This window comes from Pseudomonas sp. TZ252, assembly GCF_056110345.1.
Genome location: NZ_CM148566.1, coordinates 6,301,621 through 6,316,240, shown reverse-complemented (window position 1 = coordinate 6,316,240; position 14,620 = coordinate 6,301,621). Strand labels below are relative to the sequence as shown.

15 protein-coding genes are annotated in these 14,620 nt (G+C 65.4%); 1 reads left to right on the top strand and 14 read right to left on the bottom strand.

Annotated features, from left to right (window positions below; genetic code table 11):
* Positions 1–32: 32 nt before the first annotated feature.
* The 14 genes from hemN to ccoN (ACYAF3_RS29100) all read right to left on the bottom strand — a co-directional run bounded on the left by hemN (position 33) and on the right by ccoN (ACYAF3_RS29100) (position 13,745).
* Positions 33–1,415 carry an oxygen-independent coproporphyrinogen III oxidase gene (gene hemN, locus ACYAF3_RS29165; RefSeq protein ID WP_003087267.1) on the bottom strand — a complete coding sequence of 461 codons (1,383 nt, stop codon included), beginning with the start codon at positions 1,413–1,415 and terminating at the stop codon, positions 33–35.
* 127 nt (positions 1,416–1,542) lie between these two features.
* The gene (locus tag ACYAF3_RS29160) at positions 1,543–2,226 is read right to left on the bottom strand and encodes a sulfite exporter TauE/SafE family protein (protein ID WP_003087270.1); all 684 of its coding nucleotides are present in this window, start codon (positions 2,224–2,226) and stop codon (positions 1,543–1,545) included.
* Complete coding sequence (gene ccoS / locus ACYAF3_RS29155) at positions 2,219–2,428, bottom strand: cbb3-type cytochrome oxidase assembly protein CcoS (protein WP_003087273.1); 210 nt, start codon at positions 2,426–2,428, stop codon at positions 2,219–2,221. Before ccoS ends, ACYAF3_RS29160 begins: the two co-directional genes overlap by 8 nt.
* On the bottom strand, positions 2,407–4,842 hold the full coding sequence (locus tag ACYAF3_RS29150; RefSeq protein WP_003111083.1) for a heavy metal translocating P-type ATPase: 2,436 nt from the start codon (positions 4,840–4,842) through the stop codon (positions 2,407–2,409). The genes ccoS and ACYAF3_RS29150 overlap by 22 nt, the downstream gene beginning before the upstream one ends.
* Entirely contained in the window at positions 4,839–5,378 is a 540-nt protein-coding gene (locus tag ACYAF3_RS29145) for a FixH family protein (RefSeq protein WP_003159982.1), read from the bottom strand. The genes ACYAF3_RS29150 and ACYAF3_RS29145 overlap by 4 nt, the downstream gene beginning before the upstream one ends.
* An 11-nt stretch (positions 5,379–5,389) precedes the next feature.
* Complete coding sequence (gene ccoG, locus ACYAF3_RS29140; RefSeq protein WP_003087288.1) at positions 5,390–6,805, bottom strand: cytochrome c oxidase accessory protein CcoG; 1,416 nt, start codon at positions 6,803–6,805, stop codon at positions 5,390–5,392.
* 217 nt (positions 6,806–7,022) lie between these two features.
* A complete protein-coding gene (gene ccoP / locus ACYAF3_RS29135) occupies positions 7,023–7,979 on the bottom strand; it encodes a cytochrome-c oxidase, cbb3-type subunit III (protein ID WP_003087292.1) in 957 nt (318 codons plus the stop codon).
* Entirely contained in the window at positions 7,976–8,161 is a 186-nt protein-coding gene (locus ACYAF3_RS29130; protein ID WP_003087298.1) for a CcoQ/FixQ family Cbb3-type cytochrome c oxidase assembly chaperone, read from the bottom strand. The genes ccoP (ACYAF3_RS29135) and ACYAF3_RS29130 overlap by 4 nt, the downstream gene beginning before the upstream one ends.
* A 5-nt stretch (positions 8,162–8,166) precedes the next feature.
* The gene (ccoO, locus tag ACYAF3_RS29125) at positions 8,167–8,778 is read right to left on the bottom strand and encodes a cytochrome-c oxidase, cbb3-type subunit II (RefSeq protein WP_003087303.1); all 612 of its coding nucleotides are present in this window, start codon (positions 8,776–8,778) and stop codon (positions 8,167–8,169) included.
* A 14-nt stretch (positions 8,779–8,792) separates the two neighbouring features.
* Positions 8,793–10,220 carry a cytochrome-c oxidase, cbb3-type subunit I gene (gene ccoN, locus ACYAF3_RS29120; protein WP_003087306.1) on the bottom strand — a complete coding sequence of 476 codons (1,428 nt, stop codon included), beginning with the start codon at positions 10,218–10,220 and terminating at the stop codon, positions 8,793–8,795.
* A 364-nt stretch (positions 10,221–10,584) separates the two neighbouring features.
* Positions 10,585–11,511: a cytochrome-c oxidase, cbb3-type subunit III gene (gene ccoP / locus ACYAF3_RS29115; protein ID WP_003087308.1), complete on the bottom strand. Its 927-nt coding sequence runs from the start codon at positions 11,509–11,511 to the stop codon at positions 10,585–10,587.
* On the bottom strand, positions 11,508–11,693 hold the full coding sequence (locus tag ACYAF3_RS29110) for a CcoQ/FixQ family Cbb3-type cytochrome c oxidase assembly chaperone (RefSeq protein ID WP_003087314.1): 186 nt from the start codon (positions 11,691–11,693) through the stop codon (positions 11,508–11,510). The genes ccoP (ACYAF3_RS29115) and ACYAF3_RS29110 overlap by 4 nt, the downstream gene beginning before the upstream one ends.
* A 5-nt stretch (positions 11,694–11,698) precedes the next feature.
* Positions 11,699–12,307: a cytochrome-c oxidase, cbb3-type subunit II gene (gene ccoO, locus ACYAF3_RS29105; protein WP_003087318.1), complete on the bottom strand. Its 609-nt coding sequence runs from the start codon at positions 12,305–12,307 to the stop codon at positions 11,699–11,701.
* A 10-nt stretch (positions 12,308–12,317) separates the two neighbouring features.
* Positions 12,318–13,745 (bottom strand): cytochrome-c oxidase, cbb3-type subunit I, encoded by a 1,428-nt coding sequence (gene ccoN / locus ACYAF3_RS29100; RefSeq protein WP_003087322.1) that lies wholly within the window; start codon positions 13,743–13,745, stop codon positions 12,318–12,320.
* Between the two features lie 187 nt (positions 13,746–13,932).
* Between ccoN (ACYAF3_RS29100) and ACYAF3_RS29095 the strand changes: the two genes are divergently transcribed.
* Positions 13,933–14,565 carry an alpha/beta hydrolase family protein gene (locus tag ACYAF3_RS29095; RefSeq protein ID WP_003105994.1) on the top strand — a complete coding sequence of 211 codons (633 nt, stop codon included), beginning with the start codon at positions 13,933–13,935 and terminating at the stop codon, positions 14,563–14,565.
* Positions 14,566–14,620 lie beyond the last annotated feature (55 nt).

The window sequence follows — 14,620 nt, the reverse complement described above, 5'->3', positions numbered from 1 at the left end:
CCGCCCTGTCGTGCGGGCAGGGCGGTGCGCTTTCAGATCACCCGGGAGAAGCGCTGCCGGTTGAGGCTGGGCAGGTAGCGGTCGAACAGCATGCAGATCGAACGCACCAGCAGACGTCCGGAAGACGTGATGTCGATGCCCTTGGCGTCCAGGCGGATCAGGCCATCGGCGGCGAAGCGTTCGAGATCGGGCCACAGCTCGGCGAAGTAACTGCGGAAGTCGATGCCGAACTCTGTCTCGATATCCTCGAAGGCCAGTTCGAAGTGGCAGATCAGTTGCTGGATCACCGCGCGCCGCACCCGGTCGTCGCTGTTGCAGTGCAGGCCGCGACGGATCGCCAACTGGCCGTTGTCGAGGCTGGTCTGGTAGTCGTTGATGTCGCTGCTGTTCTGGCTGTAGAGGTCGCCGATCTGGCTGATCGCCGAGACCCCGAGACCTACCAGGTCACAGTGCCCGTGCGTGGTGTAGCCCTGGAAATTGCGTTGCAGGGTGCCGTCTTCCTGGGCGCTGGCCAGCTCGTCGTCGGGCAGGGCGAAGTGATCCATGCCGATATAGCGGTAGCCCGCCGCGGCGAGTTGCTCGGTGGTGCGCTGGAGCATTTCCAGCTTCTGGCCCGGGCTCGGCAGGTCGTCGGCGTTGATCCGCCGCTGCGGCATGAAACGCTCGGGCAGGTGGGCGTAGTTGAACACCGAGAGGCGATCCGGCTGTAGCGCGATCACTTCGTCGACCGTGCGGGCGAAGCTGTCCGGCGTCTGTTTCGGCAGTCCGTAGATCAGGTCGAGGTTGATCGAGCGGTATTGCAGGGTGCGCGCGGCCTCGACGATGGTACGGGTCTCCTCCGGGGTCTGCATGCGGTTGACCGCCTTCTGCACCTCCATGTCGAAGTCCTGTACGCCGAGGCTGACGCGGTTGAAACCGAGTTCGCGGAGCAGGCCCATGGTCGACCAGTCGGCCTCGCGCGGGTCGATCTCGATGCCGTAGTCGCCCGAATCGTCGTCCAGCAGGTTGAGGTGGGTGCGCAATTGCGACATGAGTTCGCGCAACTGGCCGGGACTGAGGAAGGTCGGGGTTCCGCCACCGAAGTGCAGTTGCTCGACCACCTGCTCGCGGGAGAGGTGGCGGCTGACGATCTCGATCTCGCGGACCAGGCGCGCAAGGTACGGCGCGCTGCGCCCGCGATCCTTGGTGATCACCTTGTTGCAGGCGCAGTAGTAGCAGATGTTGGCGCAGAACGGGATGTGCACGTAGAGCGACAGGGGGTGTCCGGCCTTCCGGCTGTCGCGCAGGGCGTGCAACTGGTCGAACGGGCCGATGCCTTCGTGGAACTGCACGGCGGTCGGATAGGAGGTGTAACGCGGGCCGGAAAGGTCGTAGCGCCGAATCAGGTCAGCGTCCCAGCGAATGGTGTCGAGCATGCCAGAGATCCCCAGTTGGCGAGCTTTAGTCGGGAAGTCTAGGGATTGCGCCGGGAAGGCCTGTTGATTTGTATCAAGCGGGTGAATGTATACAGGATGTGTCGCCCGATGTTGGGACGGGCGTCCGTCAATGCCCCATCAGCCAGGCCTGGTGCGGTCCTGGGAGGGTCCAGAGGCCGAAGAGGATGACCATCAGGCCGCCCACGATGCGTACGCCGCGACGGCGCAGCAGGGCGGTCACCCGTTCGGCGGCCATGCCGGTGGCCAGCAGAACCGGCCAGGTGCCGAGGCCGAACGCCAGCATCAGCAGCGCGCTGTCCAGTGCCGATCCCTGGCTGGTGGCCCAGAGCAGGGTGCTGTAGACCAGCCCGCAGGGCAGCCAGCCCCAGATCGCTCCGAGCAGCAGGGCCCGTGGCAGGCTGGAGACCGGCAGCAGGCGCCGGGCGAAGGGTTCCAGGTGGCGCCAGAGGCCGCGACCGAGCGCCTCGACGCGGGTCAGGCCGCTCCACCAGCCGGCCAGGTAGAGTCCCATGGCGATCAGCAGCAGCCCGGCGACCACCCGCAGCGCGCCGGCCAACGGGGTACGCGCCACCGCCCAGCCGGCCAGGCCGAGCAGCAGGCCGGCGCAGGCGTAGCTGAGGATGCGGCCGAGGTTGTAGGCCAGCAGCAGGCGCAGACGACGGCCGCGCTGTTCGGCGGGAATGGCCAGGGTCAGGGCGCCCATCAGGCCGCCGCACATGCCCAGGCAGTGGCCTCCCCCGAGCAGGCCGAGGATCAGCGCGGAAACCAGCAGCGGCGCCAGTTCAGCCACGCGGTCGGTCCTCGGGTTTCGACGGCTTCTCCGCTTCGTCGACGCCGGCCTGGTGCTTCGGGTCTTCGTCGTCGAAGAGAATGCTGTGGGCGGGGCCGTCGAGATCGTCGTACTGGCCGCTGTCCACCGCCCAGAAGAACACGTAGATGGCGATGGCGACGATGACGATCGCGACGGGGATCAGGATGTAGAGCGCGGCCATACGGACCTCGGCGAAGGGATTCGGGTCAGCCGCAGGGCGTTGACCACCACCAGCAGCGAACTGACCGACATGCCGATCGCCGCCCAGCCCGGGGTGATCCAGCCGAGCGCGGCGAAGGGCAGGACCAGGCCATTGTACAGGCTGGCCCAGGCCAGGTTCTCGATGATGATATGGCGGGTGCGGCGCGCCAGCCGGAAAGCCTGCACCAGGCTGTCCAGGCGGTTGGACAGGAGCACCGCGTCGGCGCTGGTCTTGGCCAGGTCGGTGGCGCTGCCCATGGCGACGCTGATGTCGGCACCGGCGAGCACCGGTACGTCGTTGACTCCGTCACCGAGCATCAGCACCCGGCGGCCCTCGCCGTGCAGGCGTTCGAGCATGGCCAGCTTGTCGTCCGGGGTCAGGCCGCCGCGGGCTTCGTCGATGCCCAGTTCGGCAGCGACGCTGGCGACCATCGGCGAGGCGTCACCGGATAGCAGGAGGGTGCGCCAGCCGCGCGCCTTGCAGGCGGCGAGCAGGGCGGGGGCGTCGCTGCGCAGGCGGTCGTCGAGACCGAACCAGGCCAGCGGTCCCTGCTCGTCGCCGAGCAGCAGCCACTGTCCGGAGTCGCCGGGCATCGCGGGCGTGGCGCTGCCGCCCAGGTTGCTGACGAAGGCGGCCTGGCCGATGCGCAGGCGGCGGCCTTCCACCAGGCCTTCGAGGCCCAGTCCCGGATGGCTTGCGACGCTGTCGGCGGCCTCCGGCGCACGGCCGAAGGCGCGGGCGATGGGGTGTTCGGAACGGTTCTCGAGGGCGGCGGCGAGGGCCAGGCAGCGATCCGCGTCGAGATCGCGCAGGGGTAGCACCTGCTTGAGCGTCAGGCGGCCTTCGGTGAGGGTGCCGGTCTTGTCGAAGATTACCGTGTCGATGTGGTTCAGCCCTTCCAGCACGTGCCCGCGCGTGATCAGCAGGCCGAGCTTGTGCAGGCTGCCGGTGGCCGCGGTGAGCGCGGTGGGCGTGGCCAGCGACAGGGCGCAGGGGCAGGTGGCGACCAGCAGCGACAGCACCACCCAGAAGGCGCGCTGGTGGTCGACCTGCCACCACAGCGCGCCGACCGCTGCGGCGACCAGCAGGACGATGAGCAGGAACCACTGCGCCACCTTGTCGGCCAGTTCCGCCAGGCGCGGCTTGTCCGCCTGGGCGCGTTCCAGCAGGCGGACGATGGCCGACAGGCGGCTGTCGTCGCCAAGGGCGCCGACCTCGACGGTCAGCGGCCCCTCGACGTTCAGGGTACCGCCGGTGACGGTGTCGCCGGCCTGGCGTGGATGGGGTAGGTACTCGCCGGTGAGCAGCGACTCGTCGACGCTGGACTGGCCGTCGAGGATCACTCCGTCGGCCGGCAGCACGGCGCCTGGCGGTACCAGCACGCGGTCGCCGACGCGCAGTTCGCTGAGCAGGATGCGCTCGCCCTGGTTGGCGGCGTCCAGGCGCAGGCAGGACGCCGGCAGCAGGTTGACCAGTTGCGCGGTGGAGGCGGCGGTGCGCTCCCGCGCGCGGCGTTCGAGGTAGCGGCCGGCGAGGAGGAACAGGGCGAACATGCCGACCGCGTCGAAATACAGCTCGCCCTGGCCGGTGATCGTCGACCAGATGCCGGCGACGTAGGCGCCGCCGATCGCCAGCGACACCGAGACGTCCATGGTCAGGTGGCGGGTGCGCAGGTCGCGCAGGGCGCCACGGAAGAACTGGCCGCAGCAGTAGAAGACGATCGGCGTGGTGAGGATCAGGCTGACCCAGCGCAGGATGCGGTCCATGCCGGCGGAAAGGTCGAGGTTGAATTCCGGCCAGGTCGCCATCACCGCCATCATCACCTGGATCCACAGCAGCCCGGCGACACCGAGCTGGCGCAGGGCGCGGCGGTTCTCCATGGCCAGGCGCTCGGTGGCGTGGTCGGGTTGGTAGGGATGGCCGGCATAGCCGATCTGGCGCAGTTCGCCGAGCAACTGGCTGAGCGGCAACTGGCTGTCCTGCCAGCGCACGTGCAGGCGATGGTTGGACAGGTTGAGCCGCGCCTCGGCCACGCCAGGCAACTGGCGCAGGTGCTTCTCGATCAGCCAGCCGCAGGCGGCGCAACTGATGCCTTCGATCATCAGGCTGGTTTCCGCCAGCTCGCCCTCATGGCGGACGAAGCCGCCCTGTACGTCCGGGCGGTCGTAGAGCTGCAACTCTTCGCTGAGCGCCTTGGGCAAGGCTTCGGGGTTGGCGGCGTTTTCGCTGCGGTGCCGGTAGTAGCTTTCCAGGCCGCCGGCGACGATGGCCTCGGCCACCGCCTGGCAGCCCGGACAGCACATGGCCCGCGTCTCGCCGAGCACGCGGGCCTCGAAGCGGCTGCCGGCGGGGACCGGCAAGCCGCAGTGGTAGCAGGGCAGGGGGGCGCTCATGGGCGCTTCGCTTCTGCTCCCTGGAGCGGTTCGTCACCCAGCTCCATGACCACGGTCGGCGATACCACCTCTTCCTCGAAAAGACGCCACTGGCCGCTGCCTTCCTGGCCGAGCAGTTCGACGAAGCGACGGCCCTCGACGGCGTCGGTCAGTTGCCCGACGTAGCGCTCGCGGTCGGAGTTGCTGCGCAGCAGCTCCACGCGGCGGTCCTTCTCCGGCTGGGTCGGCGAGATCAGGTTGAGGGTGAGCTGATCCGGACGGCTGTTGCCGGTCAGGCGCACTTCGACTTCGCCGGTCAGGTCGTCGACCTTGACCTTGGCGTGGACTTGCAGGCGTACGGCCAGGTTCTCGCGTTCCAGGGAGCGGTTGATGCCCTTGCCGGCCTCGTAGTAGTTGTCGGTGACCAGGGTGTCCTGGTTGCGCACCGCGATGGTGACCAGGCTCAGCCCGAGCACCACCGAGGTCGCCAGGAGGGCCACAATGAACCAGGCCCAGAAGTGTTTGTACCAGGGTTGAGGGTGGGTCTCGGACTGCATGCTCAAGTTACTCAACGGGTGCGTGGGCCAATGAAGCGACTCTTCGCTTCTTTATGGATGCTCGGGTCGTCGGCCGACTCGATGGTGAAGACGATCTCGTTGGTGGTCGAAGGCAGCTTCTCCGGCTCGATGGACAGTTCCATCGGCAGGTTGAGGATGTCGCCCGCCGCCACCTTCAGCTCGCGCCGGCCTTCCAGGGTCAGGCCTTCGAGGCCCTTGGCGCCGAGGATGTAGGTGTGGTCCTGCTGATCCTTGTTCATGATCTTCAGGCTGTACACGTTCTCGATGCGGCCGAGTTCGTTCTCGCGGTAGAGCACGCGGTCCTTGCTAACGTCGAAGCCGACCAGCGGACGCAGGACCACCGCGGTGATCAGGGCGGAGATCATCAGCACCAGGGCGATGGCGTAGCCGATCAGGCGCGGCCGGGCCAGGTGGGTCTTCTGGCCGTTGAGGTTGTGCTCGGTGGTGTAGCTGATCAGCCCTTTCGGGTAGTTCATCTTCTCCATGATGCTGTCGCAGGCGTCGATGCACGCCGCGCAGCCGATGCACTCGATCTGCAGGCCGTCGCGGATGTCGATGCCGGTCGGGCAGACCTGCACGCACATCGTGCAGTCGATGCAGTCGCCCAGGCCCTGGGCCTTGTAGTCGAGGGACTTCTTGCGCGGGCCGCGCTTCTCGCCACGACGCGGATCGTAGGAGACGATCAGGGTGTCCTTGTCGAACATCACGCTCTGGAAGCGCGCGTAGGGGCACATGTAGATGCACACCTGCTCGCGCAGCCAGCCGGCGTTGCCGTAGGTGGCCAGGGTGAAGAAGCCGACCCAGAAGTAGGCCCAGCCGTCGGCCTGGCCGGTGAGCAGCTCGGGAATCAGCTCGCGGATCGGCGAGAAGTAGCCGACGAAGGTCAGGCCGGTGACCAGGCCGATCAGCAGCCACAGGCTGTGCTTGGCGGTCTTGCGCAGCAGCTTGTTGCCGCTCATCGGGGCCTTGTCCAGCTTGATGCGCTGGTTGCGGTCGCCTTCGGTGACCTTCTCGCACCACATGTAGATCCAGGTCCATACGCTCTGCGGGCAGGTATAGCCGCACCAGACGCGACCGGCGAACACGGTGATGAAGAACAGGCCGAAGGCGCAGACGATCAGCAGCCAGGACAGCAGCATGAAGTCCTGCGGCCAGAAGGTGGCGCCGAAGATGTAGAACTTGCGCTCGGGCAGGTCCCACCAGACGGCCTGGCGGCCGCTCCAGTTGAGCCAGACGGTACCGAAGTAGAGGAGGAAGAGCGCCGCACCGCCCACCATGCGCAGTCGGCGGAAGATACCGGTGAAGGCCCGGGTGTAGATCTTCTCGCGCTTGGCGTAGAGATCGTTGTTATTGGTGTCGCCCTTGGCAGGCGGGGTGACGTCTTGAACGGGAATCTGTTTGCTCATCAGTGCGTACCACGGCAGTGGGGGGCGCCCGGCCGGTACATGCCGACAGGGTCAGAAAATAGTTGCACGCCTACTGATTATACGCCTGATCTATCAGGCTTTTTGCGGTAACTGTGCGACTTTTGGTCGCGTATTGTCCCATTCGCGCTTTTCTTTTGCACAAAATAAAACGGCGCCGGGGTTGCCGGCGCCGTCTGGGTCGTGGGGGAGGGAGCGCTTATTCGGCGCTCTTCTCGCCGTGCGACAGGCTGTATACGTAGGCGGCCAGCAGGTGCACCTTGTCGTTGCCCAGGTGTTCCTGTTGCGCCGGCATCACACCCTGGCGACCGTAGCGGATGGTCTGCTGCAGTTGCGCGAAGCTGGAGCCGTAGATGAACGCGCCGGGGTGGGTCAGATCGGGAGCGCCCATCGCCGGGGTGCCCTTGCCTTCCGGACCGTGGCAGGCGACGCAGGTGGTAGCGAAGACCTGCTTGCCGGCCTCGATGTCCGCCTTGGCGCCTTCCGGCAGCTTGCGGCCATCCATCTGGGTGAGGACGAAAGCGGCGACGTTCTTCACGCCTTCCTCGCCGATCACTTCACCCCAGGCCGGCATGGCGGCGTGGCGGCCAGCCATGATGGTGGTCTTGATGGTTTCCGGCTCGCCGCCCCAGCGCCAGTCGGCGTCGGTCAGGTTGGGGAAGCCGTAGGCGCCCTTGGCGTCGGAGCCGTGGCAGATCGAGCAGTTGGAGGCGAACAGGCGACCGCCCATTTTCACCGCCTGCGGATCCTTGGCGACTTCCTCGATGGGCATCGCGGCGAACTTGGCGAAGATCGGGCCGTATTTCTCGTCGGCCTTGGCCATTTCCTTTTCCCACTGGTGGACGCCGGTCCAGCCTTTTTCCTTGTCGGCGAATTCGTCGGCGGACTGGTAGCCCGGCATCAGGCCTTTCCAGGTGCCCAGGCCCGGGTACAGGGCCAGGTACCCCACGGCGAACACCAGGGTGCCGACGAACAGCATGAACCACCACTTCGGCAGCGGGTTGTCGTACTCCTCGATGCCGTCGTAGGAGTGGCCCACGGTCTCGTCGGTGGTGCTGCTGCGCTGGCCCTTGCGGGTGGCGAAGATCAGCCAGGTCAGCGCCAGCAGGGTGCCGAGGGTGAGAGCTGTAATGTACAGACTCCAGAAGGTCGTCATTCTTTGTTACTCCTAGAAGCTTGCTCGACGTGCTTTTTGGCTTCGGGATCGTCTGCGAAGGGCAGCATCGTCGCTTCGTCGAAGCTCTTCTTGCGCTTGCCGCTGTAGGCCCAGATCACCAGGCCGATGAAGGCGACCATGATCACCACGGTGCCCAGTCCACGCAGAGTCCCGATATCCATCACACTCACCGTTTGCTCTTGATAGAGGTTCCCAGGCCTTGAAGGAACGCCACCAGGGCGTCCATCTCGGTCTTGCCCTTCACGGCTTCACGTGCACCGGCGATGTCCTCGTCGGTGTAAGGCACGCCCAGCTTGCGCAGGACTTCCATCTTGGTGGCGGTGTCCTTGCCATCAAGCTTGTTCTCTACCAGCCACGGGTAGGCAGGCATCTTCGACTCGGGCACCACGTTGCGCGGGTTGTACAGGTGCGCGCGGTGCCAGTCGTCGGAGTAACGGCCGCCGACGCGGGCCAGGTCCGGGCCGGTACGCTTGGAACCCCACAGGAACGGGTGGTCCCAGACGCTTTCACCGGCGACCGAGTAATGGCCGTAGCGTTCGGTCTCGGCACGGAACGGACGGACCATCTGCGAGTGGCAGCCGACGCAGCCTTCGCGGATGTAGATGTCGCGACCTTCCAGTTCCAGGGCGGTACGCGGCTTCATGCCTTCGACCGGGGTATTGGTCACGTCCTGGAAGAACAGCGGAACGATCTGGGTCAGGCCGCCGATGCTGACGGCGATCACCATGAAGATGGCCAGCAGGCCGACGTTCTTCTCGAGTATTTCGTGGTTCTTCATTTACGTCGGGCTCCTCAGGCGATCTGCGCGGCGGCTTCGTATTCGGCCGGCTTGGCAGCACGCACGGTGCGCCAGGTGTTGTAGGCCATCAGCAGCATGCCGGTGAGGAAGAAACCACCGCCGATCATGCGCACGATGAAGCCCGGGTGGCTTGCGACCAGTGCTTCAACGAAGGAGTAGGTCAGGGTGCCGTCCTCGTTGACCGCGCGCCACATCAGGCCTTGGGTGATGCCGTTGACCCACATCGAGGCGATGTACAGCACGGTGCCGATGGTGGCCAGCCAGAAGTGCGCGTTGATCAGGCCGATGCTGTGCATCTGCGGGCGACCGAAGACTTTCGGGATCAGGTGGTAGAGCGAGCCGATGGAGATCATCGCCACCCAGCCGAGGGCGCCGGCGTGCACGTGGCCGATGGTCCAGTCGGTGTAGTGGGAGAGGGCGTTGACGGTCTTGATCGCCATCATCGGGCCTTCGAAGGTGGACATGCCGTAGAAGGCCAGGGATACCACCAGGAAGCGCAGGATCGGGTCGGTGCGCAGCTTATGCCAGGCGCCGGAGAGGGTCATCATGCCGTTGATCATGCCGCCCCAGCTCGGTGCCAGGAGGATCAGCGACATCACCATGCCCAGCGACTGCGCCCAGTCCGGCAGCGCGGTGTAGTGCAGGTGGTGCGGGCCGGCCCAGATGTACAGGGAGATCAGCGCCCAGAAGTGGACGATGGACAGGCGATAGGAATAGACCGGACGCTCGGCCTGCTTGGGCACGAAGTAGTACATCATGCCGAGGAAGCCGGTGGTCAGGAAGAAGCCCACGGCGTTGTGCCCGTACCACCACTGGACCATCGCATCGGTGGCGCCGGAGTAGGCGGAGTAGGACTTGAACCAGCTCACCGGCAGCGACATGTGGTTGACGATGTGCAGCATCGCCGTCACCAGGATGAAGGCACCGTAGAACCAGTTGCCCACATAGATGTGCTTGACCTTGCGCTTGACGATGGTGCCGAAGAACACGATCGCGTAGGTGATCCAGACGATCGCCAGGAGGATGGCCAGCGGCCATTCCAGTTCGGCGTATTCCTTGGAGGTGGTGAAACCCTGCGGCAGGGTCAGCACGGCGCCCACGATCACGGCCTGCCAACCCCAGAAGGTGAAGGCCGCCAGCGTGTCTGAAATCAGTCGGGCTTGCGAGGTACGTTGCACCACGTAGTACGAGGTGGCGAAGAGGGCGCACCCACCGAAGGCGAAGATCACCGCGTTGGTGTGCAGGGGGCGAAGGCGGCCGAAGCTCGTCCACGGCAGGTCGAAGTTCAATTCGGGCCATACCAGTTGGGCGGCGATCAGGACACCGAGACCCATTCCAATGACCCCCCAGACCACCGTCATAACGGCGAACTGGCGGACCACCTTATAGTTATAAGCAGTCTGACTGATTGCTGTGCTCATGCTAGGGGTTCCACGGTTAATGGACTTTTTTAGGGACAAAAAATCGGCGGCAAGTATGGAGAAAGCGGGTGGGCATTGCAACGCGCCAGGCCAGGGGCGACGCCAGTTTGATGCCTGCTTCAGAGCGCTTTCCAAGGCGGCCGTATGGCTTTTTGGCGCTATCCGGGCGAGTGGGTTCGGCCGGTGAAGTTAGGTGTCCCGTCGCTCTGCCGGAGAGGGACGAATGCAGAGCAGCTTAGACGCGATTGAAAAGGAAGGGTAGGAAAGGCGTCCGCTGGTGCGACACTTCGTCGCGCCGCCTGGGACTAAGGTCTGAGACCGGGGGAAGGACCCGCGCCCGGGAGGGCGCGGGTGGGGGGAGGGGTCAGTTGCTGCCCTGGTTGTGCGACAGGTTGTAGATGTAGGCGGCCAGGATGTGCACCTTTTCCTTGCCCAGGTAGGGCTCCTGGGCCGGCATCTGGCCCTGGCGGCCATGGCGGATGGTTTGTTGGAGCTGGGCGTAGCTGGAGCCGTAGATGAACGCGCCGGGGTTGGTCAGGTTCGGCGCGCCGACCAGGGCGGTACCCTTGCCTTCCGGGCCGTGGCAGGCGACGCAGTTGACCGAGAAGATCTGCTTGCCGGCCTCGACGTCGGCCTTGGTGCCTTCCGGCAGCTTCAGCCCGGCGAGTTCGGTGCGGACGTAGGCGGCGACGTTCTTCACCCCGTCTTCGCCGAGGATGTCGCCCCAGGCCGCCATGATCGCGTGGCGACCGCCGAGGATGGTGGTCTCGATGCTCTGCGGGTCACCGCCCCAGCGCCACTCGTTGTCGGCCAGGTTGGGGAAGCCGAGGGCGCCCTTGGCGTCGGAACCGTGGCAGATCGAGCAGTAGGTGGCGAACATGCGGCTGCCCATCTTCATGGCGTGCTCGTCCTTGGCCACTTCCTCGATGGGCATGGCGGCGTACTTGGCGAAGATCGGCCCGTACTTCTCCTGGGCGATGTTCATCTCGCGTTCCCACTGCTTGTCCTGGGTCCAGCCGCCCTCGTAGCCCGGCAGCACGCCTTTCCAGTTACCCAGGCCCGGGTACAGGACCAGGTAGCCGACGGAGAAGACGATGGTGCCGATGTACAGCATGAACCACCACTTCGGCAGCGGATTGTCGTACTCCTCGATGCCGTCGTAGGAGTGGCCCATGGTCTTTTCGGTAGTACCCTTGGCCTCGCCCTTGCGGGTGGCGAAGACCAGCCAGAGCAGGGCGATCAAGGTACCGACGGTAAGAGCTGTGATGTACAGACTCCAGAAGGTGGTCATTCTTTGTTACTCCTAGAAGCTTGCTCGACGTGCTTTTTGGCTTCGGGATCGTCTGCGAAGGGCAGCATCGTCGCTTCGTCGAAGCTCTTCTTGCGTTTGCCGCTGTAGGCCCAGATCACCAGACCGATGAAGGCGACCATGATCAGCAGCGTGCCGAGTCCTCGCAGCGTCCCGATATCCATTGCCGTCACCGTTTGTTCTTGATCGAGGTGCCGAGCACCTGCAGGTAGGCGACCACGGCGTCCATCTCGGTCTTGCCTTTCAGCGAGTCCTTGGCGCCCTTGATGTCTTCGTCGGTATAGGGCACGCCGAGGGTGCGCATCACTTCGAGCTTCTTCTCGATGTCCTTGCCGTCGAGCTTGTTCTCCACCAGCCACGGGTAGGCCGGCATCTTCGACTCGGGCACCACGTTGCGCGGGTTGAACAGGTGTGCGCGGTGCCAGTCGTCGGAGTAGCGGCTACCGACGCGGGCCAGGTCCGGACCGGTACGCTTGGAACCCCACAGGAAGGGGTGGTCCCAGACGCTCTCGCCGGCCACCGAGTAGTGGCCGTAGCGTTCGGTTTCGGCGCGGAACGGACGGATCATCTGCGAGTGGCAGCCGACGCAGCCTTCGCGGATATAGATGTCGCGGCCTTCCAGTTGCAGCGCGGTATAGGGCTTCATGCCTTCGACCGGGGTGTTGGTCACGTCCTGGAAGAACAGCGGCACGATCTGGGTCAGGCCGCCGATGCTCACGGCCACGGCCATGCATAGCGCCAGCAGGCCGACGTTCTTCTCGAGTATTTCGTGTTTCATGCTCGGCTCCTCAGGCGATCTGTGCGGCGGCTTCGTATTCGGCCGGCTTGGCGGCACTGACGGTGCGCCAGGTGTTGTAGGCCATCAGGAACATGCCGAGCAGGAAGATGAAACCGCCGAGCATGCGCACGATGAAGCCGGGGTGGCCGGCGGCCAGCGCTTCGACGAAGGAGTAGGTCAGGGTGCCGTCCTCGTTGACCGCGCGCCACATCAGGCCCTGGGTGATGCCGTTGACCCACATCGAGGCGATGTAAAGCACGGTACCGATGGTGGCCAGCCAGAAGTGCGCGTTGATCAGGCCCAGGCTGTACATCTTCTCGCGGCCGAAGACCTTCGGGATCAGGTGGTAGAGCGAGCCGATGGAAACCATCGCGACCCAGCCGAGGGCGCCGGCGTGTACGTGGCCGATGGTCCAGTCGGTGTAGTGGGAGAGGGCGTTGACGGTCTTGATCGCCATCATCGGGCCTTCGAAGGTGGACATGCCGTAGAACGCCAGGGACACCACCAGGAAGCGCAGGATCGGGTCGCTGCGCAGCTTATGCCAGGCGCCGGAGAGGGTCATCATGCCGTTGATCATGCCGCCCCAGCTCGGCGCCAGGAGGATCAGCGACATCACCATGCCCAGCGACTGCGCCCAGTCCGGCAGCGCGGTGTAGTGCAGGTGGTGCGGGCCGGCCCAGATGTACACCGCGATCAGCGCCCAGAAGTGGACGATGGACAGGCGGTAGGAGTAGACCGGACGCTCGGCCTGCTTGGGCACGAAGTAGTACATCATGCCGAGGAAGCCGGCGGTGAGGAAGAAGCCCACGGCGTTATGCCCGTACCACCACTGGACCATGGCGTCGGTGGCGCCGGCGTACAGCGAGTAGGACTTGGTGAAGGTCACCGGCAGCTCGAGGTTGTTCACCACGTGGAGCATGGCGACGGTGAGGATGAACCCGCCGAAGAACCAGTTGCCCACATAGATGTGCTTGACCTTGCGCTTGACCAGGGTGCCGAAGAACACCACCGCGTAGGCGACCCAGACCACCGTGATCAGGATGTCGATCGGCCATTCCAGCTCGGCGTACTCCTTGGACGAGGTGTAGCCCAGCGGCAGGCTGATGGCGGCCAGCAGGATCACCAGTTGCCAGCCCCAGAAGGTGAAGGAGGCGAGGGTGTCGGAGAACAGTCGCACCTGGCAGGTGCGCTGCACCGCGTAGTAGCTGGTGGCGAACAGTGCGCAACCGCCGAAGGCGAAGATCACCGCGTTGGTGTGCAGCGGGCGCAGGCGGCCGAAGCTCGTCCACGGCAAGCCGAAGTTCAGGTCGGGCCATACCAGCTGGGCGGCGATCAGGACACCGACGGTCATGCCGACGATGCCCCAGACCACGGTCATGATGGCGAATTGGCGGACCACCTTGTAGTTATAGGCGGACTCTGGGTTAGTGGTGCTCATGCTATGGGCTTCCATCCACGGTTATACGCTATGGCTTTTTCCGGCAGTTGGGATGCCGGGCGTCCCCCCATTGGGGCTGGTCTAATTGGCGTAATTAGCGAAAGGAAGCATGGATAATGGGGCGTTATGAAATATTGATCGGGATCAATTGGCTTCCCGACCCCCACTGCATACGAGGTGTGGCAAGTTGTCGCTGAAATGGAACCGCCCGGCCGGCTCGCTGTCGGCCACCCTGATTCTCGCCCATGGCGCCGGGGCGCCGATGGACAGCCCGTTCATGGAGCGCATCGCCGAACTGCTCGCCGCCCAGGGCATCGCCGTCGCGCGCTTCGAGTTTCCCTACATGGCCCAGCGCCGCGAGGACGGCCGCAAGCGTCCGCCGAATCCGCAGGCGCAGTTGCTCGACTGCTGGCGGCGAGTCCATGCGCAGGTCCGCGAGACCCTGGACGGGCCCTTGGCCCTGGGCGGCAAGTCGATGGGCGGGCGCATGGCCAGCCTGCTGGCCGACGAGCTGGGCGCGGATGCCCTGGTCTGCCTCGGCTACCCGTTCTACGCCGCCGGCAAGCCGGAGAAGCCGCGGGTCGCGCACCTCGCCGGGCTGCGCACGCCGACCCTGATCGTCCAGGGCGAGCGCGACGCCCTGGGCAACCGCGAGGCGGTGGCGGGCTATGCGCTGGCGCCGACGATCCGCCTGCACTGGCTGGCCGCGGCGGACCACGACCTCAAGCCGCTGAAGGCCTCCGGCCTGACCCACGAGCAGCACCTGGCGGCAACGGCGCGGGAGGTGGCCGGCTTCCTTCGCGGGCTCCAGGGCCATTAACGGTTCCTTAAGGCATCCCCTCATAAGCTGCGGCGCAACCACCCTCGCATCGAGG